Below are 20,669 nucleotides of genomic sequence, written 5' to 3'. Positions count from 1 at the left end.
ACAATTTTTCGTAAGAATATCATCAACTAAAAAATAGATGTTAAATCAGATAAAGGGTAAATATGGCTACTTCAGTTGAATTCTACAAAGTAACTTTCAAAAAAGAAGAGTCACAAAACTCTAAAACCTTGAAAGATTATTTCGCTTCAATAGTGAGTAAGTCTTTTGGGTTTAAAGATCAGTATGATAGAGATTTTTACGATTTTAATCTGATACAAGCAAAATACTACGGTGGCTCTTTCAGAAAAATAAGAACTGATGAGATCATTGAGACTGGTAAGGTTGGAGCAGCTGCTAAAAAATTAAGCTATACCAAAGGTGAAGGTAAATTAGAAACCAACCACCTTGTTTTCTTTCCTAAATATAGCGTAATTGGCTATATAAGAAACGTACACGCTAATCATTATAAAAGACTAGAAAGCTGTTTGTCAGAAGCATTTTGTAGGGATGTTATAGTTTCACCATTAATAACTGCTGGCTCTCTCAACCAAATACTTCAGAACCGAACAGTAGTAGCAATAGATTTTTCTGTGCCTATTAGTTCAGCTCAAGCAACAAACAACGGCCAACTATGGTCTGATAAAGCAATGAAAGCTGTTGATGATTCAGGAGGAGACATTTTAAAAATGCAAATCGGTCTTGACTTACGTAAAAGCGAGCGTGGAATGATCTCAAAAGCCTCTGAAAATATTAGTAATCTATTATCATTCAACCCGACACGAGCTGTCGTAAAGACTCAAGACATTGACGGAAAATACGATTTAATAGATCTTATTGCTGATAAAATAGTCTATAAAGATGAAACCTATTCGTACACTAAAGACGCTCTTCAACCGAGTGTTATATACGATAAGATCGTGACTGCTTATCTAGGGAAGCTAGATGAAATCGAACAAGTATGCTGAAACAATAAAATGGTTAGCTCTGAGCTTAGTCATCTCAGTTGCTTTATGTGCTTTTTTATACAATGAAATTCTTAGCACTTCTTCTGTAATGATAAATGAAGTGTTAAAAACTTTGATTACTCTATTTGGCACAATGTTAGGGTTTGTTCTTACTCTAATGGCAATTGTTATAAGCTTAATAGACAAGCGTTTGATTAAAAATATGGTGAAATCAGGTCATTACAATAACCTCTTGATGAGTAGTAAGTTGTTGTCATTACTGTATTTCATTAGTATAGCCATCTATCTAGTAGCATTGATGGTTACAGTTCGACAATCCTTTATATTCTTAATCTCTATTGGTGCTACTCTAGTTACCGCTATGTACTCACTTAGAACAGCCTATAAATTTTTTCAGATTTTTAAGCATATAGAACCTAATAAATAATTAAATCTTGCAAGTAGCAAAATCCACCAAAAAACCTTGCTGCTTAGCTATACTGAGATTAGTAAATTATGCAACTCACTAAACGCGAATATATAGCTTTCGAACTACTAAAAACCAAGAGTATCACTGTAAATGAGTGTTATAAACTTGCTGATGAGTTTATAAGTAAGTCTAACGTTATTATTGACGATCCTACTACTGAGAAAGGCTGGATTGAGCAGATTTGGGAATGGGCTGACAAGTTTCAATTAACTGAGGACGAAGTACCACGGAATAAAAAAGATTTGCTCGAATTAGATACCCTGAATATCTATAGACATGAAATGTGGAATCCGTATTCACCAGTCATTACCTATTTGCCTGAAGTCATTACTGAGCTACCTAGCCTAAATCGTATTGCTGTTCAATATAATTGGCTTGTGCGATTAAATGAGAATATAGGTCAGCTAAGAAATCTTGAGTATTTGATTTTGACGGAAAACTTCATGACTGAACTGCCCGAAGAGATAGCACAGCTTAGCAAACTAAAGGGATTGGATATTGAAGATAATAAATTCTCTGAACTACCTGACTTCATTGGAGAGCTTATTAACTTAACATGGCTAGTAGTCAAGTCTAATAAACTGAAAGAACTACCTGAGAGTATTGGTCAGCTGATTAATTTAAAAGATCTAAATATTGAATACAATGTCTTAGCGGAACTCCCCCAAAGCATTGGAAAGATGATCAGCTTAGAAAAGCTTGAATTAGGCGAGAATGCTTTGATTAATTTTCCTGAAAGTATTGGTGCATTAAGTAACTTAAAAGAGCTCATTGCATATGACAATCGATTAACCACCTTACCTGACAGTATAGGTAAATTACATAATTTGGAAAAGCTAACTTTATGCAACAATCAACTAGTTGAGCTACCCGATAGTATTGGTCAGCTTGCAAGTTTAAAAGAACTTCATCTTGGGAATAATAAACTAGCTGAATTGCCTCTTACTATTTGCAATCTTAAAAATCTCGACTATATCTATATAGATAGCTACTTACTAGCTAAACTGCCTGAAGCAATTAAGCAGTTTTTGAATACCGTTCCGCATGTAATAAGTTGGAATAATTCATAGAAAGGATCTTAGCTGTATTCAGAATCATGATTGAATACAGTAAAATTGTATTTTTTGATATTAGTACTTAAGTGTCGGGTACCATCACCTGACCATTCTCATTAGCATAGGAAGAAGCCAGTCTCTAATCTCAACTAATTTTTGACTCTCTGTAACATTTTTATACATTAGCTTATGAATAGGGTTAACTTTTCTATTAAACTCATCAAACATTTTTTGTAAACCCTTCATTCTTAAAACAAAATAATCATAGAATGGTTAACCCACCTGTCTGTACTCAAAACGTATCATATCATTGAGCGAATCGTGAGATCTTTCATTATTATAGATCCCAATCCAAACCTCAGTAAGCTTCCTCACTCCATTTAAATTATTAAAAAAGTGACAATTTAAAATCTCACTGAGTTTGTATGAGGTTTAATGTAAACACTATAATAATTTATCTATTTTCTGTGTCAGCGAAAGTCCTATCATCATATTCGAAATCCTCGCAGACAGATTGCTCAGCCTTTCTTTGAGCAATGTCATTTCTCAACTGTTGCTCTTCAATACTTAATTCTTCATCATCGTCATATGGGCCACTCATTAAAATCTCCTTATATCCATTAAATAAGGAGTTAGTATCAAATGATTAGACTATTCTTTCAAGTAAATTTTTGATAGCTTATTGCAAAATTTCTGTAAAGTTCGTTTATATAGTTGGATACCTGCCTAAAGAATCGCCTTGAATTATTTTGACCTAGTTTTTATTTAACCCCAAATTTTACTCATTCAAATACAGCTCAGCCATCCCATCAAGCCTCGCTTTTACCTCTTTCCAATTCGGCATTACTTGCGTTAATAAGCGCCAAAAATGTTCACTATGATTGTGCTCGGCGATATGACACAGCTCATGCAGTATCACATAATCAATGCATTCTTTTGGCGCTTTGACTAAGTGCGGATTAAGGATTAAATTGCCTTTAGTTGAGCAGCTTCCCCATTGTTTTTTCATGATCATTAACTTCAATGAAGGATTATTTTTTACCCATGAGGCCTTATGTATTAAGGCTTCAAACCTCTCTCTAGAGACCGAAGTGAATTTATCTTTATACCATTTATCAATCAAGCTTTTCACGAGAACCGCTCGTTTTTCAGCGTCTAATTCAGAATCACTTTGAGACAATTCTACATGTAACTTACCGCAACTGAGCTTCACCGTACTGTTTATTTTATCGTTAGTTTTTGCATCGGTTATCACTTTTAACACATAACGACGACCCAGATAAAACTGAGTCTCACCGCTGACATAACGCTTAGGCAGTACATGGCTTTTTTGCTTAGCAAAGTCCTGTAGGTTTTGCCATATCCAGCGCGCACGCTTCATCATCGCGTCATGTATCATCTCATCTATAGCATCAATAGGCGCAGTAACGACCACACGCTGATCAGGATGTACTTTAATCACAATTTTGCGAGGTTTGCTTTTTTCAGTGGTCAGAATGTCAGCTTTAGACTGACATGCTGTTGCTTTATACGTTACTTCTTTACGCACGATTTCGTAGTCAATTTTATCTTGACCATAATAAAAAATGCCATTCTCAGTCATTGCCTACTACCTACCCTCTGTCTGCTTTTGAGCGGCTTGCCTCTCTCGTGCTTTTTGTTTCTCTTGAAAGCCCAAGTCGGGTAATCTTTAGTACTGCTTCAATGAGCTGCTGCGCTTTATCGATACCTAGGTCAGCAAATAACATTGGCAATAAGCGTCTATTAATCGCATTTTCAATTTCTGCTGGATTAATAGAATACTCAGCCACTGCTGTCTTAACAATCTTATCAATCTCAAAGGCGTAAGTGACAAGCTTATCGTTATCTAACGCTTTATCCACTAAGAAATCAGCATCAAACAAATGCTTAAACAAACCAAAATACGCCTGAGCATGTTTGTTTAATTTGCCATTACCATCGATAAAGCTATTTGGTACATCAGCGACGTCGCGGTCTTTTACGGCTTGCTCGAAGTCAGCAAACATCATGTACTGCTTCACTGGTGCATCAAACATGGCTTTGGCATCAGCAATTGCTTGCTTAAGTAATTTTGAAAAATACTCTTGGGCATAAGGATCACCCGCAAGATCTTGTTCAATCATCTTGGTCACACGACCAGTAATTTTATCTGTTTGGTTACGCGCTTCATCATCACTCATCGCCTCAGGCTTAGCATTTTTTCCTAAATTGTCTACTAGGTAAACACCTTTGGCTTCGCTAACCTCAAGCCCTGCGATATGCTTATCGAGTAAGCTGCAAATATCTGCTTCATACTCATCATAATCAATGGTTTCGTCGGCATCAGCGCGTACTTGCTTACGTAAATTGATGAAAGCTTTTAGATCTTGTTTATAACGATCACGCTTGCCACCAAACGAGGCATCTTCAAAGAAAGACGCTGACTGCAAGGCAACTTTCATAGCGTTAGAAAACGTGGTCAAAACCGCATAAAAGTCGTCACGTTCTTTGAGCTTGGTATCGACTACTCTGCCATCGATTTCCTGCATTTTTGGTGCAAGCACTTGTCTTAATGCTTGTCCATCTTGCTTGTTTTTCACTGATGAGAATATTGACCCCTGCCGTCAAATCCGTACAACTAAACTTGGGAGATTTTAATTACGCAGCCTGACGATAATAGTCAAACCACACCTGTCTTGGCGTTTTATAGCCCAAGCCCTTTTGAATTCTAGTTTGGTTGTACTCAAGCTCAATATATTTAGTGATATCGTTGATGGCTTCGAATCTTGTTTTATAGTCTTGGTGATACACCAGCTCATTCTTTAATATGCCCCAGAAGCTCTCTATGGGCGCGTTATCAAAGCAGTTGCCTTTACCACTCATCGAGCCTGTAAATTGGTGGCACTTAATGATCTTATGATACTCATTGCTACAATACTGACTGCCTCTGTCAGAATGTAAAATCAACCCTTGGCTAGGTCGCTTGTTTTTGATTGCCATATTAAGTGCACGGCATACCAAATCAGCGGTCATGCGCTTATTGATGACATAGCCGACGAGCTCTTTAGTATATAGGTCTTTAACACCTGCTAAGTATAGCCAACCTTCATTTGTCCAAATATAAGTGATGTCACTGACCCAAGCCTCATTAGGACGATTGGCATTAAATTTCTGTTCTAGACGGTTTGGATAGACCAGCTTGTTGTGATTAGAGTTGGTGGTGACTTTAAAGCGCTTGTGACGACGGCATTTAATGCCGCATTCTTCCTTTATACGTCTAACCATATACTTACTTATGGCATATCCTTGCCCTGTAAGGTAAGCATACAGTCGCTCATAGCCATAGCGCTGCTTAGTCTCATCATGAGCCACTCTGACTAGCAACTCACACTGATTGCGATGGATCTGCTGATTACTGATGCCACGATTTATCCAGTTGTAATAGCTTGATGGCTTAACATCTAATACGTGACACATGCAGGTGATGCTAAATATTTTCTGGTTATCCTTGATAAAGACGTACTTCATCAACTGTGCTTCGCGAAGTACGCCGTCGCCTTTTTTAGAATGTCTCGCTCCTCCTGAGCAACCTTGAGATCACGTTTAAGACGTTTATTCTCTTCTATAATGGCCATGAGTTCAGGATCATATTGCTTAGTGCCGACAAGCTTGCCTTCATTCGCTTTATTCTGCCAGTTAGATAAGGTCTGCATCGCTATACCTAGCTGCTTTGCAGTCGCTGAAACATTGCCATTATTATCTGCTATCTTTTTGACGGCTTCAGCTTTAAAAGCTGCACTGTAGGTTCTGACTTTCTTAGTCATGATAAACTCCTGTGAATACACTTAGTTTACCAAGTTTGGTTCTATAGTTTTTTCAGCATAGCTCACGACTGCCCTTTTCATCAAAGATACTAATGCGATCAATCAAGGCTTTGATGCCAAAGACTTGCTGATAACGGGCAACAATTTTGCCAGCCTTTTTATCAAACAAGGTAAATAGGCGTGTCATCTCAAGCAAACGCTGTGGCTGTAATAAGCTAACAATTAGGCGGTCTTGATCGGTAACGACCAGATCACCGCCAGCAATCAGTGATTTATATTCATCTGTAATAGAGACAGGACGATGAGCGAACAGATTCTCAATCTGCTCAGGACTGAGCGTTTGGTTTTTTAAACGGGCAAACTCAGGCTCAGAGATCTCTTCCTCAACCCATTTTGCCCAAAACTTCTCAGGCGTACCGCAGGTGGCATACAGACCGTCATTACCATTGACCGCTAGCAATAACTGGCTATAGGCAAATAGATGTGGAATTTCTTTTTGCTTTTGATTGCGAATATGCTGGGACACCGCTTGAGCATTGGTCGATTGCCACTCTCTACTGGAGTCAGGGCGTTTGGCTTCGATCACTGCCAGCGGTAGACCATTCACAAAGCAGACGATATCGGGTCTACGGCTGTTTGTACCCTCGCTATTGAGTACCACCAGCTCTTCGGTAACGTGAAAACTATTATTGCTAATATGATTCCAGTCTATCAAAGCAATAGTTTGTGAGGTTTTTTTACCGTCGATAAACTCAGTCACGGTCACGCCATAAAGCATGGCGTTATAAAGCGCCTCGTTTGCTGCCTGCAGCCCTAAGTTCATCGCTGGGTTTAGCTCGTGCATGATTTTATCAATGGCGCTGTCTAATAAAGGATGCGCCTGACCTTCAAATGTAAAAGTTTGCTTGGCTAAAAACGCACGCATAATAGGCAATAACACTACTTGATTGGTGGCCTTATTTGAAGCCACTTTTGAGCGCATGGCACTGCATTGGCTTGGTGGGATAAATTCGTAGCCCAGCGTGGTGAGCAAGGTTAAGGCAGGGATTTTTGAGCTGAATTCTTCTTGGAAATTCAATGTAGCCATAATTCAAACCTATTACTCAAAAGCCATTATATTTGCTGTTTCTATAATTTGATTAATTGCTCTCTGAGGAACAAAGTGGTCTCCCATAAATCTATTTTCAAAGGAATTCCAAAACACTTCATTTTCTTCCGATGGTTTGTACTGTTCAGCGTTCTCAGTACTTTCCTTAGCTAGAATAAACATAATAACCTCAAAGGCTTTTGGTACACCTCTGCCTGATTCAAAAGTAGGAAGCTTTTTAACTCCTAAGAATTCACCCAATGACTTTGCATCAACAACCCCTTTTTTAATTTGATCTAATAGCTCTGGCTTATAACATACTAATAAGACACCGATTAATCGAAGCAGCTTATAACCAAAATATTTTCTTTCAGAAAATGTTTCTGATTCAGAAAGGCTTTGTACAATTTGTATATGTAGGATCAGTGTCTCTATCTCTCTAAGAGATAGACTTCGAGATCGGACTAAGTCTTCAATAGCATCCTGAAAATAATTATCGTTTAAATATTCATTAGGTAAACATTCTTTTTCTGACGCTAGATTGAAAAAATGCTGTTTAGAAGCTAAAACAGGAGAATGATAGCTCCTACTAGAAAGAGAGGATAACTCAAACCTAAATTTTACAAACTTATCTAGATAACGCTGTGCATCCACTGCTTGACCATAACAATGATTAATCGAGGCTTTGAGTTGCTGAGTATTAGTAATAAGCACAAAACTAACATTTTCTACATCGAACGTATGCTTAATAATTTCAAGCATATCAATTGCAAAACTAGGTCTACAGCGATCAAGTTCATCTATAAATATAACAATTGGGCTATTAGATGCAATTTCTGTCAAAGCAGCTTGTAAAGTCTTTAGATTTTTCTCTGCTTCTATATGTTCTTTTAATATTAATTCAGCCGTAGCATCGATTGCTTTATCAGTCGCTTCTTCAATTTCATCAGTAAAGTCTTCTGCCACATCGGCAAAGTCTTGTCTGAGTAAGTGAGATACACCAGCTTTAGCGAGCGCCTTAATACCAAACCTTACAGCAGGTAATATCTTTTTTATAAAACCCTCACGTCTAGAATCTTCTGGTAAGGTTTTAATGATTTCTGCCAGTACAGTCATTAAAGGTTCATTAATATGATCAGCTTTAAAAGCATCAATATAAATTATGCTATGTGTCTCATCTTCCTTCATTAGATTGATCAGTTTATGGCAAAACTCAGTTTTTCCTGTTCCCCAACTACCATCGATAACCATTGGTGAAATATCTATATCAGACTTTAAAAGCTTAATAGCTTTATCAGCGATACTTTTACGTTGAAACTCATCACGCCCACCTTGTCCATCGAATGTTTTTGCCGTAATGTCCATATCCATTTCACTGTTCCTTTGATTGAACTTAATAAATTATTATTAGAAGTTAACATTAGCGACTGACATCCGTACGATCACTCGATATCTATGAATACTTATGACGGTTTATACAACCCATGTCGCACATACCTTTTATCTTTGTTATAGCAACGTAGGTAGGTTCGATATCCCGAGTGATGAGAGACTGTCATCTGATAACAGATTAAGATTATCGTATATCCAGTTTACGAAATCTGCGCCTGCTAGCACCGTTACATCATGCAACTCTGCAAAATCGGTATTTTTAAATTCCGCTGTTGTGATGAGAACTCTATCAATGTGCGTATAGTCATCTTCATTAATCTCGTACTCTGCCACTTGTCTGATACCACGATTGCCTGTTGTACCTTCATGATGTTTTACTTGGATAAAAATGCCTTCCTTCTTTTCTGAGAACTCTGAAAAACGTGTCGCAATGACATCGACATCTTGTATGCCCGATTTCTCATTTTTCGCAGGTATACGTGCAGTGTAGTTTTTAGCTTCCAAGATTTCCTTAATAAGGTGTTCAAGACCAATGCCACCAGACTGAAGGTTTATATCTTTATTACTGCGCAATCTAGATAGTAGATCAACTTTAAATTTCTCAGTATTTTGCTGTATTTTAAGTTCTTGTTCGTTGTTCCATGTATATAGCTTGTCGTTCTTAACCGATTCTATATGCTTGTATAACTCGTCCGAAAACTCATTCAAATCACAAACAGTCATGCGTATTTTAAGTCTGTTTTGGAGGGCAGTTGATAAGTTACCTCTAGGGATAAAGTAACCATCCTTATGCTTTAGATATCTGACAGATATTCTATTTTCCCCATATTGAATGCCTTCGGTAACAGGTTGATAACTTTTCTCACCAGCTATTTCCGCAATAGCAACTGCTCCAGAAAAAGGAACAATCACATAGTCACCTTGCTTAAGATTAAAATAGCGCTTTATTTGGTTGGTTTGTCGACCTCTATCGATGCCTTGAAACCCTTGCTCAATTAAATCTTTGACAGTCTCAAATTGAGAAAAATTAACGCTCGCCCAACCATAGCCAATCTGATTATTTTTAATAAGTTTAGGGCTTCTGACCATCACAAAATTAACTTGAGCCATTTACTAATTTCCTTTTAAGTGAGATATAAAAACCAACCGTATTCTATGTTTATATTGCTATTGAACCACCAACCGCTTTTTACCTTTTAAATAGATTCTGAGATATAAGCTAACAGTCCAGCACTAGTGATTGGGATTAAAGTAGGAAGCTTTGAGCTGATTTCTGCTTGAAAGTTGAATGCATTCACGTAGGTCAATTCTTATTCACCAAAGTCATTTTTTATCCAGTCATTGAATTTCTTCTTAACAACTCCTGCTTCATAGGCGTTTAACTCGCTTTTGTAAGTGAACCAGCTATCCACATCTTTATCTGCATTTTTACCCTGTAATCCCTTTATAATATTATTATAGGTAATTTTAGAATACATTAAACGTTTGTATCCATCCTTGTCACCATGAGACGATAAGTTAGAAGCAACAGTTACAGCTTTGCCTATCCACACTTTGTTATTGATACCAGTATTTTTTCTACCAGTCTTGACTACTAATTCTTTATCTGTAGCTATACCTATCCCTACTTGTATTTTTTTCATACCTCTTTCATTAAGTAGTTTGTTAAACATATCAATGAAGGTATTTACATAAAAAGTTTTGTTAGCACATTCTAAAATATCGGATTGTTTAGGAGTAGTGTAAATAGCATAAACGCAGTCACCACGAATACCTATTTCGCGAATATTTTCATCATTTCTAAGAATTTCGATAATCTCTGAGGTAAAAGCTCTAACTACTTTCGCAGTAGGTTCGTCATTATTTGAGAATAAAGAAGTGGAGTCTCTTATATCAACAAATATGGCAGTTACCCATGAGATGTAACCATTTTCAAAAGTAAAGTTATCATCACTCGGAAGCCTATCTTTTTCCTCTATTTCCATATAGTTATCGAGGATAGAATCAACTCTATTCTTTCCCTGCTTATAATCATATTCAGACAATGTTTTCTCCTAATTTAAAATAGATAACACCAAGAAATTACAAGGAACGGTAGACTAAAAAGAATAAGTTTGAAGCCTTTGTTATATCTTTCAAATTTCTCTGTGCATATTTTGGAATTAATATATATCTGACAAGCTAAATCCTCTCTATAGCTATACTCATTCTTCTCGATATTCTGTAGGTAGTCATGACTACCTGCTTGAGCTGATATCGCACCAAAGAAGATCATAGAGCTGCTATTCTCAGAATGTATTTTTGTTCGTGCTGTTAATGCTTGTGATAATTGATATACCCCTTGTAGAAAATAAAATGAAGACAAGATAATTGTTAATACACTAAATCCAATGAGTACATTCGTCTCATCACTATTTAGAGCTGATTTCAGAAAGTTGAGATTTGTAGGCTTTACAGTAAATAGGATAGTAAGAATAATTCCTACAGCAGAGAGTAAGTAGGATACTTTGCTATCACAGTTCGCAACAAAGCCTATTATTCTCTCTAAATTTTTCTCTAGTATTTCATTACTTATTCGAGGACTATCTTCCATCAAGCAAACTCCCTGTCAACTAAAACCCGCCTCTTACCCGTCAACAACTTCTACGGTATAAACTTATAGTCCAGCGTGGTCAGCAAATTTAAAATATGAATTTTTGAGACAAATTCCTTTTAGAAGTTGATCGTACTATTAGTTATTAAGCCACCCATTGGCGCAAAACATTTATCACAATCGGTGCGAAGGCTTCAAGTCTGCCATCTTGTGGCTGTGCTAAATCATCAATCACCATTTGGATCAAGTCGCTATCGTCTATAACATCATCAGGGTCGATGCCACCTCCTAATAATAAGGCTTGCACAAACTGTCTTCTTTGCTCGACCAAAGATTTATTATCATTGCCTAAATGTAATACTCGAATGGTTTCTGTGGCATCAGCAGTCGCCCCTTCAACTCTTCCGCTTAGCTTAAATCTAATATCTGTTTCACATTCAGCATCAAACGGCGTAAGCGGTAATGGCTGCGAACCGTGCGCATCATCGCATTGCTTGGGTGTTTTACAGCTAGCAACAATATTGGTGTAATCAAGACTTCGATTCGGTGCGATTCGTCTGGCTAAGACGTGCTCATTCATACAGTCTTTGCCATCCCCTGAGATACGTTTGCAGCAGTAGGCACAGAGGTAAAACTGCTCTATTGCACAAGCAGATCGAATATCTTTTCTTTCTACTTTAGTCAAATCGTTGTAATTTCCTTGAGGGTTTGCGCGCTTCCAGCGAGTAAGACTTTGTGGCTCAAATCCTACTTGCTTAGTTATTTTTCGCAATTTGCAACTCCTTCTTGCGAAGTAGCAACCTTGCTTTAGCAAGCTCCATGTTTCCTGATGGCAACTCATTTTCTAACGTCTCTATCAAGGTCTTTGCAGTGACAATATCAGCATCCTGTATGGCATCTAAAAGGTTACCAAGCTGTTCGTTAATGTCATGATCACGAATGTCGGTATCCATCACCTCTAGCAATACCGTATTGACATCTTCTCCATATAAAGGAGGCAGCGCGCCAATCTCACCATTATTCAACAAATACACCAAGATGTCTTTTTGGTCACTAATCACTAAAGGTGAATGCGTGCTTAATACTATTTGGCACTTAGGGAAAGTATCTGTAAAGCGCTGTACCAGATTGCGCTGCCAGCTAGGGTGCAAATGCATATCGACTTCATCTATTAAGATAATACCATCACCTTGCAGTGGATCATCCAGTTCAGGATTCATCATTGCTAGCCGCCGAGCGATATCACCCACCAATGCCATCAGCGACTTCTCCCCCTGCGAGAGCTGTAGAACGTTTAGCGACTGACCATTTTTATCAACAGCCATATGTAGACGCGGCTTACGCTGTACGCGAATATTGCTAAGGTTAGGCATAAACGCGGTAATAGCGGTTCTAACGGCATTTAGTTGTTTGTCTTGGTGTTCATATTCTATTTTCTTTAAAGAAGTTGAAAATCTATTTATGCGTTCAAACTTTTGTAAGACAGACTCTATATCTTCCTTATCTAAACTGTCGAGTCTCTCTTTATTACCAAAAACCATATCCTCCACCTTAGCAAAGTCTTCAATATATTCTGTTATAACTCTGCTAGAACTTCTATTTTGCTCCTCATTCTCAATATCTTCACGCTCACGAAACCATTCAAAAAACCGTCGAAAGTCTACGCCTTGATTGAGCGCACTGTCGTAGCCATCTATTTGATCAAAGTTATGCTTATTCTTAATTTTTAACGGAATGTCCAACACTGAGCGCTCAACGGGATAATAAGCAATCAAAGGCAGGCTTGCACCATCGCTGTCAGTAAGCTGCTGGCGATACTTATCTACCAGCTTCGAGAGTTGGCTCAAGTTACTGGCACGCTCATTTTTACGCCCTTTTCGAGTTTTAACGAGTGTCCATTGATACGATGAAAGCATTGCTTCACTTCTAGCTTGAATATCATCACAAAGTTGCAATGAAATACTCGCAGCTGGCGCATTATTGATGATATTTAGCTCATCAATGGGCGTACCGCTACCTTTTTCAGTACGTAACCGAGCAACAAACCAGCTCAACGAAGTCGCTAATGCATCCAATATTGAGGTCTTGCCTGCACCATTATTGCCAATGAATACCGTCACATTGGACGGATAATCTTCAGTCGGCGCAAAGTCTACCTCTAGTTTATCAAAACGTCCTAAGTTGGTTAGCTGTAGCTTTTGTATTTCCATTTTTATCATCCACGATTGTATGATGTGTCTTTGCAAACGGCATTGAAGCCAGTATAGCAGCAACTTATTTAGTCTTATCATAATCAGCTAATCTAATAAGCTAATGCAAAAAAACCGTCTAGCTATTCAAAAGTTATAGCATGGAAGTTGCAGGCGAATTTGATTAAGATATTTACATTTAATACTAGCGACCTTAATTTCCTGTATCGCTTTGTTCTACTGTCAAAGCTGAAAAGGGATATCTGACCAAATGTTCGCTATTAAAAATCGGGTTTTCTTTTAAGTATTTTTCTATTTTTTCCGAACTCTTTAATTCCAAATAGGTACCCAAAGAATTAAAGGACGTAAATACCATTAAAAAAATATAAAGCAAGAGGGTATAAAAAACAGATGTATACTCAGTAAATAATACATAAACACCTGTATTAATTATTAAAAATATAGTATATAAAAATAAAGCAACGATAGACAAAGTAGATATAATGAAAATTATAAAAGAAATTTTACTAAATATTTGAACCGCCCCGACTATATCGGAGACTGTTTATTCAAGTTAAGCAGCAATGCCTAACAGATTAAGATTATCATAATACCGCTTCTCAAACTCAAAAGGTGACACATAGCCAATCGCACTATGCAGCCTTTTTTTATTAAACCAGTCCACCCATTCAAGGGTTGCTAATTCAACATCATTCACACCTTGCCACTGCTGTTTTAAATAATCAATCACCTCCGTTTTATACAGCCCGTTAACCGTTTCAGCCAACGCATTATCGTATGAATCACCCGTTGTACCAACAGAGGCGATCACACCAGAATCTGTCATTTTGTCTGTATAGCGGATAGACAAGTACTGAACCCCGCGATCACTATGATGAATCACATCTTTTGGATTATTTCTATCTGCTATTGCTTGGTTTAGTGCTGCCATCACCATATCGGTGTTCATACGATTAGATACCTTCCAGCCCACGATAGCGCGAGCAAACACGTCAATGATAAAAGCAGTATAAACCCAGCCGCTTGTCGTCTTGATATAGGTAAAATCAGCCACCCACAGCTGGTTAGGGTGGCGTGCGCTAAAGTTGCGATTGACCAAATCATCAGCGCGCTTCTGGTCATCACGGCTGTTGGTGGTTATCTTACCTTTACCGCGCCAAACCCCCTGCATGCTATGCTGCTTCATTAACCGCTCTACCGTACAACGAGCCACATGACTGCCGTCAGCCTTCATTTGCTGCCAGACTTTACGCGCACCGTAGCGGCACTTGCTGTCCTGCCAGATGCGCCTGATTTCACTGATGTAGAAGTCGTCATGTTGACTGCGTAATGAGCGCTTGTCAGGGCAGCTCTCCAAGTCTTTAGCACGGTAATAGGTTGATGGAGCAATCGGCAAGACTCTACAAATGGCTTGGGTCCCATATTCTGACTTATTCTCATCAATAAATTTGATCATCACTTCGGTGGGCGGTCTATTTCCGCCTGGGCGAAAAAAGCAGCTGCTTTCCTTATAATCTCATTAGCTTGCTTTAATTCTCTGTTCTCACGTTCAAGCGCTTTGATGCGCTCGGCTTGGCTTTGAGCTTGAACATTAGCAGGTATGGTTTGATCGATGTGCTTCTTATACCATGACCGCAAGGTTTCAGGCGTACAGCCAATCTTAGGGGCAATGGCTTGAATTGCAGACCATGTGGAAGGATATTCGTCTTTGGCTTCAATGAGCATGCGAACCGCACGCTCTTTCATTTCAGGGGTATAGTTTCGTGTTTTCATTGTCGTATTCTCTCAGAAAGTTGAGTCTCCGACAATCTCGGGGCGGTTCAATTCTTTCTATTTTTGATATAGATACTTCAAGCTTATTATTCTTATAAGATAGATTTAGTCTCGATCTCTTGATATTAGATAAGGTAATTTCACCTTGTGAATACTCACACAGGGCTAGAAGCACATGGCGGAGATAATAGTCAACTCTCAAGCCTACTGCCTGATAAAAGTGATCTTCAGATAATTTCTCTTGAATACTTTTTCGTGTTAATGGGTCTAAGTAGCTTGATTCTAAAGCCTTCTCTTTATCTCTAGTGCTGCCTTTTCTTATATAAGAAAATACATCAAAAAACTCTTTAAGTTTTTGAGGGTTAAATAATATAGGACTGAGTATTCCTATAGCGATAATACATAAAGTCACCCAAAAGCCATATTGCTCATAGTGTTCTGCAATACCATTTATACCCAGCTCAGTAATACTAGCCATCAACCACCACCCGCTTCTTACCCGTCAACAATACCTGCATCAACGCCTTTTTCTCTTGCTGCAAATCAGCCAATTGCTGCTTAAGCAACTCGATTTCTTTATCGGTATTGGTTAATACGGTGGCGATTTTTTGTTGTTCTTTGATGGCTGGTATATTAAACTTCATACTTTCAAATGAAGTTTTCGAAAGCTCCAAGAAGGTTGAACCACTCGCTTTGCTTATCATTCTGTGCTTGTTATACGTTAGAAGGTAATATACAAACTCAATATTGGTTTTGCTATTAGGAACGATATTTTTAAAGCCTTGGTTAGTACACATCTCATGAGAAGTAATTGCCATTGCACCAATTGTTGCACGGGTACAAATAAGCAATGAACCTGCTGGCACTAGCTTAGCTGAGCTATTTTCTAGCCCTTCTAGCGTTATTTTTCTTAGACTAGAGTTTATATAACGACTATCTTGTTTGGTAATATCAGTGGGTGTAATCCAGTTTATATCGCCATCCCAATATCCAGTATTTGATGTACTAGGCGTACCTCCTGAATAAATCTTGCCCAAGCTTGAAACTGCTCTTTCTTCCCACTCACTCTCAAACCTTTTCCCTGACTCGTCAAGTAAGCGCTTTTTACCCGTCAGCAATTGCTGCATCAACGCTTTTTTCTGCTGGGTACTATTCTCAATCAAACGCTCAGTCGCGCCAATCGCGTTATCCCAAGTGGATAGAATTTTGGCGATTTTTTGTTGTTCTGGGAAAGGCGGAAGCAAACAAATTATAGATTTTAATTTATCAGGTGAAGTATGCTTAACTTTAGTACCTGTAGACTGCTCCGATATTTGTTTACGAGCAAGGGGAGAATTGAACATTAAGTATAGAAAGTTTAAATCTATTCGTTCTTTTGCTTTAATTTCAATCTTACCTAGTCGCTGATTATGAAGATAGATGTTTTGCTCAGGCACAAATAAAGCACTACCGAGCAAACCTGAAGCTTGCTCGGTCATAGCAATTAATAAGTCATTCTTAGAAAGTAGGTATGAATCAGGAATTTCACCAATATAATATTTAGTTTTATCCTTCTGATCTTTAAAGCCTCCTTTTTCATAGAAGCTACCAGGTGTTAAAAGTATGTGGTCACCTGTTTCTCGGAAATATTCACTCTTAAATGCAAACCCATGCTTAATATTAATTAAGTGAGTAAGGTCAGTTTTCTCCCAACCATTAGGCACCATAACCCAACTCCTTTAAAAACTCTGCCATCTCAGTTTCTAAACTCTCTAATTCAACCTTTAACTCCAGACGCTCACTACGCACCGCGTCCAGATCAATCTCCGCCTCTTCCTCAAACGTATCAACATAACGTGGAATATTTAGATTAAAGTCGTTATCCGCTATCTCATCAAAGCTCGCTAGATACGCGTATTTATCAACGCTTTCCCGCGCTTTATAGGTTTCGATGACTTTAGCAATATTGTCATCAGTAAGCTGGTTTTGGTTTTTGCCGGATTTAAACTCATTACTGGCATCAATGAACAGTACGGTGTCATCGGTTTTATTCTTTTTGAACAGCAAAATAGCGGCTGGAATACCCGTCCCAAAGAACAGCTTTTCGGGTAAGCCAATTACCGTATCGAGCAGGTTTTCTTCGATGAGTTGTTGACGGATTTTGCCTTCACTAGACGCACGGAACAGCACGCCATGCGGTACGACCACACCCATACGACCAGTGGTGGGTTTCAACGTTTCAATCATATGACTGATAAAGGCATAGTCGCCTTTGGTCTTGGGCGGCACACCGCGATGGAAGCGGCCATAGGGATCGCTGCTGGCATCGTCATGACCCCATTTATCCAGTGAAAACGGCGGATTAGCCGTCACCACATCGAACTGTAATAAGTGCTTGCCGTCTTTGTCCAGTAGCAGCGGATTACGGATGGTATCGCCCCACTCGATACGGTGGTTGTCCTCACCGTGTAGGAACATATTCATCTTGGCCAGTGCCCATGTCGAGCCGATGGCTTCTTGACCGTATAGCGCGTACTTCTTAGAATTTGAGTTTTTGCGTACCATCGCCCCGCACTTGATGAGTAGCGAACCCGAACCGCAGGCAGGATCACAGATTTCATCACCTTCGACAGGCTCAAGAATAGTCGCTAGTAAGTTCGATACCTCTGGTGGCGTATAGAACTCACCAGCTGTCGCGCCACTACTGGCGGCAAAGTGCTTGATTAGGTACTCATAAGCATTACCAATCACGTCCAAACTACCGACACGCTCAGCACTTAGATTCAGGATGTCTTTGCCAAAGTCTTCTAATAAATGGCGTAGTAGCTCATTCTTTTGCTTTTCTTGACCCAGTTTATCAGTGTTAAAGCTGATGTCTTGGAAGACGTTTTTGAGCTTAGTACCATTAGCTTCTTCAATCGCGTGTAACGCCTCGTCAATACGTTGACCATTGCCTGGCTGATGACGCTGCTCGTATAAGTCCCAAAAGCTTGCTCCTTCAGGCAATACAAAACGCTGCTTGGACATCATGGCGTGGATTAGTTCTGGGTTGTCACCAAACTGCTCAACCAGCTTGATGTATTCATCCTTATAAACATCTGATAAGTACTTGAGAAACAGCATGGTTAAGATAAAGTCTTTATAAGTATCGGCGCTGATGACCCCACGAAAGGTGTCACAGGCGTTCCATACGGCTTTATTAATATCGTCTTGATTGATTTGGCTGGCGGGCATTGATGATTCCTAGATACTTTAAAGGGTATGATTTTTTATATAGATTGAGGATATTACAATCAATTCGCTTTGCTAGGAGTATAACGTACATTACCGAAGCGAATAAGTCACAGTCGGCAGTAATTAGTGGCTAATAATAAAATGAATGATTGACGTAAGGTTTCTTGGTAAAAGATTGGATATTGAGCAGAGCTAGATGGCATTGTGACTTTGCTGTTAAAACTAAATATTTGTTTTGCAATAAAACCTGACTTTGTTTATGATTCAATTATTACTACAATCTAACTAAAGGTAACAATATGAAAATGAATAAGCTGTATACGGGGATAGTCTTGGCAAGTACCTTAATACTGACAGGGTGCGGCGATGACGACTCAAATTCAAGCACAGATAATGGCAACAACGATGGTCCTATCGTCAATAATGAGTTGAAATATGCAACTTTTGATCCTTTCAGTGAAGTGATAAATAATAAATATCAATCGGGTTGGGGAAAGCTTGCCTACAGAATCAGTAACGACGGCTTAATTGCAACAATCTCTACTGTTTTAGGAAGCTCGCCTACTGCCTACCAAGACAGCAGAAGCGACACTTACATAGAGTATTATATCGGTAAAAACTTATTTGCCGATGTTCCTGAAGAATTCGACAGTAAGTTCTATAAAATCAACTTCGTTGATAGCGATACGTTTAAGCTAAAAGTCCAGTCAAAGGGTTCAACTTTCAATTCTACTTATGACATTATGACGCTTGATATTACTGGTATAGGCAAGCAACCACGCGATGCGACAACCGGTATAGCCACTGATTTAGATTATTTTCCTGATAACTTTAATGCTACTTTTCCTAGTGGCTCTAAATGCTACATATTGCAAGAAACCCCTGATCAAGACTTCTATACTTTTGATGATGGCGATGATGAAGGTAGTATGACCATTGAGCAGTGGATTGCTAAGGAGAGAAAAAATCAGACTGTTACCGATCTCGTCAAAGAAAAAGTCGGAAACAACAACGAATTGCAAGCAGTAAGATATACCAATGAGGATGGCGATATCGTTGCTGCTGTTCTATACGAAGGCTTAATTTATGATGCTTCTTATCATCAGAAAGGTGTTCAAGAAAAAGAAAACACAAATCCTGATATCGCAGAAGTCTACTGTAATCTATATAACGATGTAGCGACTAAATTCTTTGAAGCACAAATCAAAACCAATTATTAAAGTTAGCTGTGTATATAGCTAACACCTAATTTTGATATCAGTTCACGTTTACTAAAGAATAATTGTTATCTTTTTTACAAAGCAATGGAAAAAATAGCGCCTAACGTAGGCGCTATTTTTTTATGTAATTTAATTAAAATTATATAACATTTACCTATTTATAATTTAAGGATTAGATAATGAAAAATTTATCATTATTGATAGTGGCAATCTTAAGTTTAAGCGCTTGCACAACAGCAATGAGTACAGGGATAACGAGTAATAACAGCAATCAAACCGTGATTGAATTTCCGGTTGAGACTGCAATGAATAACATATATACAAAAACGCGTAGTGAAGATCTGTCTACTGTTATGTATGGTCTAAAAATGGCAAAAGAATTTACAGTCATGCCCAAAGGTACAGCTGTATTCAATAATCAGCAGGTACAGAGTGCCGAAGTAGTTACGGTTAGTAAAGTCGAAGGACAGGTCGTTGATAAATCAGTAGGCGTAAACTATTTTACTTTAGATCCATTGGTTTTTCATGGCTTTACCAAAGATTCAGGCGAGTATTCTATAGCGACTCAAAGCGCGGCTATCCCCAAGGTAGCAAGTGTTGGCGATTCAAGTACTTATCTTACAGAAAACGTCTATTCGGATAGTAGTAAAAGCCAACAAGTGGAAAAATTTACTCAAGCATGGTCGTTAACACAAGCGACTAGAGATACTGCTTGGCTTCGTATTACAAGCTCAGAGAACCTGTTAGTCGGTAGCGAGCCTGATGGCACAGTCGATCAATATTATAGAATTAATAGTAAAGGTGATTTATTAAACAGTGAGTTGAATTTTACTTACTCCACACCAGATGGTTTTGAGATAATAGCTTATATGAGTGAATAATAGCGTCAGAGACAGACTTTGCAAGAAAGCATATCCTCATTTTCATC

Annotated in this window: 20 protein-coding genes and 1 other annotated feature; of the genes, 5 read left to right on the top strand and 15 right to left on the bottom strand. The window is 38.4% G+C overall.

From position 1 onward, the window contains the following. Positions 1–62 precede the first annotated feature (62 nt). From CIK80_RS08190 to CIK80_RS08180, 3 genes are all read left to right on the top strand, one after another. Positions 63–905, top strand: coding sequence for a hypothetical protein (locus CIK80_RS08190; protein WP_095569638.1), 843 nt, complete (start codon positions 63–65; stop codon positions 903–905). After that, entirely contained in the window at positions 883–1,332 is a 450-nt protein-coding gene (locus CIK80_RS08185; protein ID WP_095569637.1) for a hypothetical protein, read from the top strand. Before CIK80_RS08190 ends, CIK80_RS08185 begins: the two co-directional genes overlap by 23 nt. Before the next feature lie 68 nt (positions 1,333–1,400). After that, on the top strand, positions 1,401–2,444 hold the full coding sequence (locus tag CIK80_RS08180) for a leucine-rich repeat domain-containing protein (protein WP_095569636.1): 1,044 nt from the start codon (positions 1,401–1,403) through the stop codon (positions 2,442–2,444). 439 nt (positions 2,445–2,883) lie between these two features. Here CIK80_RS08180 and CIK80_RS15335 read toward each other — a convergent pair whose 3' ends face one another. From CIK80_RS15335 to CIK80_RS08110, 15 genes are all read right to left on the bottom strand, one after another. Next, the gene (locus tag CIK80_RS15335; protein ID WP_179288355.1) at positions 2,884–3,030 is read right to left on the bottom strand and encodes a hypothetical protein; all 147 of its coding nucleotides are present in this window, start codon (positions 3,028–3,030) and stop codon (positions 2,884–2,886) included. 177 nt (positions 3,031–3,207) lie between these two features. Further along, positions 3,208–4,032 carry a SprT family zinc-dependent metalloprotease gene (locus CIK80_RS08175; RefSeq protein WP_095569635.1) on the bottom strand — a complete coding sequence of 275 codons (825 nt, stop codon included), beginning with the start codon at positions 4,030–4,032 and terminating at the stop codon, positions 3,208–3,210. Positions 4,033–4,042: 10 nt separating this feature from the next. Then, on the bottom strand, positions 4,043–5,029 hold the full coding sequence (locus tag CIK80_RS08170) for a hypothetical protein (RefSeq protein WP_218830325.1): 987 nt from the start codon (positions 5,027–5,029) through the stop codon (positions 4,043–4,045). A gap of 58 nt (positions 5,030–5,087) precedes the next feature. Then, positions 5,088–6,253, bottom strand: a protein-coding gene (locus CIK80_RS08165; RefSeq protein WP_095568611.1) for an IS3 family transposase whose coding sequence is annotated in 2 segments (ribosomal slippage) — positions 5,088–5,995 and positions 5,995–6,253 — 1,167 coding nt in all. Because the reading frame shifts where the segments join, the coding sequence is not laid out codon by codon here. 52 nt (positions 6,254–6,305) lie between these two features. Further along, positions 6,306–7,340: a type I restriction endonuclease gene (locus tag CIK80_RS08160; protein WP_095569634.1), complete on the bottom strand. Its 1,035-nt coding sequence runs from the start codon at positions 7,338–7,340 to the stop codon at positions 6,306–6,308. A gap of 12 nt (positions 7,341–7,352) precedes the next feature. After that, the gene (locus tag CIK80_RS08155; protein WP_095569633.1) at positions 7,353–8,711 is read right to left on the bottom strand and encodes a KAP family NTPase; all 1,359 of its coding nucleotides are present in this window, start codon (positions 8,709–8,711) and stop codon (positions 7,353–7,355) included. A 138-nt stretch (positions 8,712–8,849) separates the two neighbouring features. Further along, complete coding sequence (locus tag CIK80_RS08150; protein ID WP_095569632.1) at positions 8,850–9,842, bottom strand: restriction endonuclease; 993 nt, start codon at positions 9,840–9,842, stop codon at positions 8,850–8,852. A 200-nt stretch (positions 9,843–10,042) separates the two neighbouring features. Further along, on the bottom strand, positions 10,043–10,777 hold the full coding sequence (locus tag CIK80_RS08145) for an adenylate/guanylate cyclase domain-containing protein (protein ID WP_095569631.1): 735 nt from the start codon (positions 10,775–10,777) through the stop codon (positions 10,043–10,045). A gap of 14 nt (positions 10,778–10,791) precedes the next feature. Then, the gene (locus tag CIK80_RS08140) at positions 10,792–11,325 is read right to left on the bottom strand and encodes a hypothetical protein (RefSeq protein ID WP_095569630.1); all 534 of its coding nucleotides are present in this window, start codon (positions 11,323–11,325) and stop codon (positions 10,792–10,794) included. A gap of 145 nt (positions 11,326–11,470) precedes the next feature. Then, entirely contained in the window at positions 11,471–12,097 is a 627-nt protein-coding gene (locus CIK80_RS08135) for a TIGR02646 family protein (RefSeq protein WP_095569629.1), read from the bottom strand. Continuing rightward, the gene (locus tag CIK80_RS08130; protein WP_095569628.1) at positions 12,081–13,535 is read right to left on the bottom strand and encodes an AAA family ATPase; all 1,455 of its coding nucleotides are present in this window, start codon (positions 13,533–13,535) and stop codon (positions 12,081–12,083) included. The genes CIK80_RS08135 and CIK80_RS08130 overlap by 17 nt, the downstream gene beginning before the upstream one ends. A 553-nt stretch (positions 13,536–14,088) precedes the next feature. Then, positions 14,089–15,308, bottom strand: a protein-coding gene (locus CIK80_RS08125; protein WP_095568366.1) for an IS3 family transposase whose coding sequence is annotated in 2 segments (ribosomal slippage) — positions 14,089–15,032 and positions 15,032–15,308 — 1,221 coding nt in all. Because the reading frame shifts where the segments join, the coding sequence is not laid out codon by codon here. Next, positions 14,917–15,033, bottom strand: a sequence feature (AL1L pseudoknot). (Overlaps the previous gene by 117 nt.) Next, positions 15,283–15,786 carry a hypothetical protein gene (locus CIK80_RS08120; RefSeq protein WP_095569627.1) on the bottom strand — a complete coding sequence of 168 codons (504 nt, stop codon included), beginning with the start codon at positions 15,784–15,786 and terminating at the stop codon, positions 15,283–15,285. Before CIK80_RS08120 ends, CIK80_RS08125 begins: the two co-directional genes overlap by 26 nt. Next, positions 15,779–17,014, bottom strand: a complete 1,236-nt coding sequence (locus CIK80_RS08115; RefSeq protein WP_095569626.1) for a restriction endonuclease subunit S — start codon at positions 17,012–17,014, stop codon at positions 15,779–15,781. Before CIK80_RS08115 ends, CIK80_RS08120 begins: the two co-directional genes overlap by 8 nt. Next, complete coding sequence (locus CIK80_RS08110; RefSeq protein ID WP_095569625.1) at positions 17,004–18,521, bottom strand: type I restriction-modification system subunit M; 1,518 nt, start codon at positions 18,519–18,521, stop codon at positions 17,004–17,006. The genes CIK80_RS08115 and CIK80_RS08110 overlap by 11 nt, the downstream gene beginning before the upstream one ends. Positions 18,522–18,820: 299 nt before the next feature. Here CIK80_RS08110 and CIK80_RS08105 point away from each other — a divergent pair, with 299 nt between their 5' ends. Both CIK80_RS08105 and CIK80_RS08100 read left to right on the top strand, forming a co-directional pair. Then, a complete protein-coding gene (locus CIK80_RS08105; RefSeq protein WP_095569624.1) occupies positions 18,821–19,741 on the top strand; it encodes a hypothetical protein in 921 nt (306 codons plus the stop codon). Between the two features lie 179 nt (positions 19,742–19,920). Then, complete coding sequence (locus CIK80_RS08100) at positions 19,921–20,622, top strand: hypothetical protein (RefSeq protein WP_095569623.1); 702 nt, start codon at positions 19,921–19,923, stop codon at positions 20,620–20,622. Positions 20,623–20,669 lie beyond the last annotated feature (47 nt).

Source organism: Psychrobacter sp. JB193, from assembly GCF_002285555.1.
Lineage (GTDB): Bacteria > Pseudomonadota > Gammaproteobacteria > Pseudomonadales > Moraxellaceae > Psychrobacter > Psychrobacter alimentarius.
The sequence above is the reverse complement of the archived record's forward strand: the minus strand, read 5'-3'. Positions and strand labels throughout refer to the sequence as shown.

Coding starts and splice junctions, on each gene's coding strand:
- CIK80_RS08115 (WP_095569626.1), bottom strand. CDS start 17,014: ATGGTGCCTAATGGTTGGGAGAAAACTGACCTTACTCACTTAATTAAT.
- CIK80_RS08100 (WP_095569623.1), top strand. CDS start 19,921: ATGAAAAATTTATCATTATTGATAGTGGCAATCTTAAGTTTAAGCGCT.
- CIK80_RS15335 (WP_179288355.1), bottom strand. CDS start 3,030: ATGAGTGGCCCATATGACGATGATGAAGAATTAAGTATTGAAGAGCAA.
- CIK80_RS08160 (WP_095569634.1), bottom strand. CDS start 7,340: ATGGCTACATTGAATTTCCAAGAAGAATTCAGCTCAAAAATCCCTGCC.
- CIK80_RS08190 (WP_095569638.1), top strand. CDS start 63: ATGGCTACTTCAGTTGAATTCTACAAAGTAACTTTCAAAAAAGAAGAG.
- CIK80_RS08140 (WP_095569630.1), bottom strand. CDS start 11,325: ATGGAAGATAGTCCTCGAATAAGTAATGAAATACTAGAGAAAAATTTA.
- CIK80_RS08180 (WP_095569636.1), top strand. CDS start 1,401: ATGCAACTCACTAAACGCGAATATATAGCTTTCGAACTACTAAAAACC.
- CIK80_RS08185 (WP_095569637.1), top strand. CDS start 883: ATGAAATCGAACAAGTATGCTGAAACAATAAAATGGTTAGCTCTGAGC.
- CIK80_RS08120 (WP_095569627.1), bottom strand. CDS start 15,786: ATGGCTAGTATTACTGAGCTGGGTATAAATGGTATTGCAGAACACTAT.
- CIK80_RS08105 (WP_095569624.1), top strand. CDS start 18,821: ATGAAAATGAATAAGCTGTATACGGGGATAGTCTTGGCAAGTACCTTA.
- CIK80_RS08110 (WP_095569625.1), bottom strand. CDS start 18,521: ATGCCCGCCAGCCAAATCAATCAAGACGATATTAATAAAGCCGTATGG.
- CIK80_RS08175 (WP_095569635.1), bottom strand. CDS start 4,032: ATGACTGAGAATGGCATTTTTTATTATGGTCAAGATAAAATTGACTAC.
- CIK80_RS08130 (WP_095569628.1), bottom strand. CDS start 13,535: ATGGAAATACAAAAGCTACAGCTAACCAACTTAGGACGTTTTGATAAA.
- CIK80_RS08150 (WP_095569632.1), bottom strand. CDS start 9,842: ATGGCTCAAGTTAATTTTGTGATGGTCAGAAGCCCTAAACTTATTAAA.
- CIK80_RS08155 (WP_095569633.1), bottom strand. CDS start 8,711: ATGGATATGGACATTACGGCAAAAACATTCGATGGACAAGGTGGGCGT.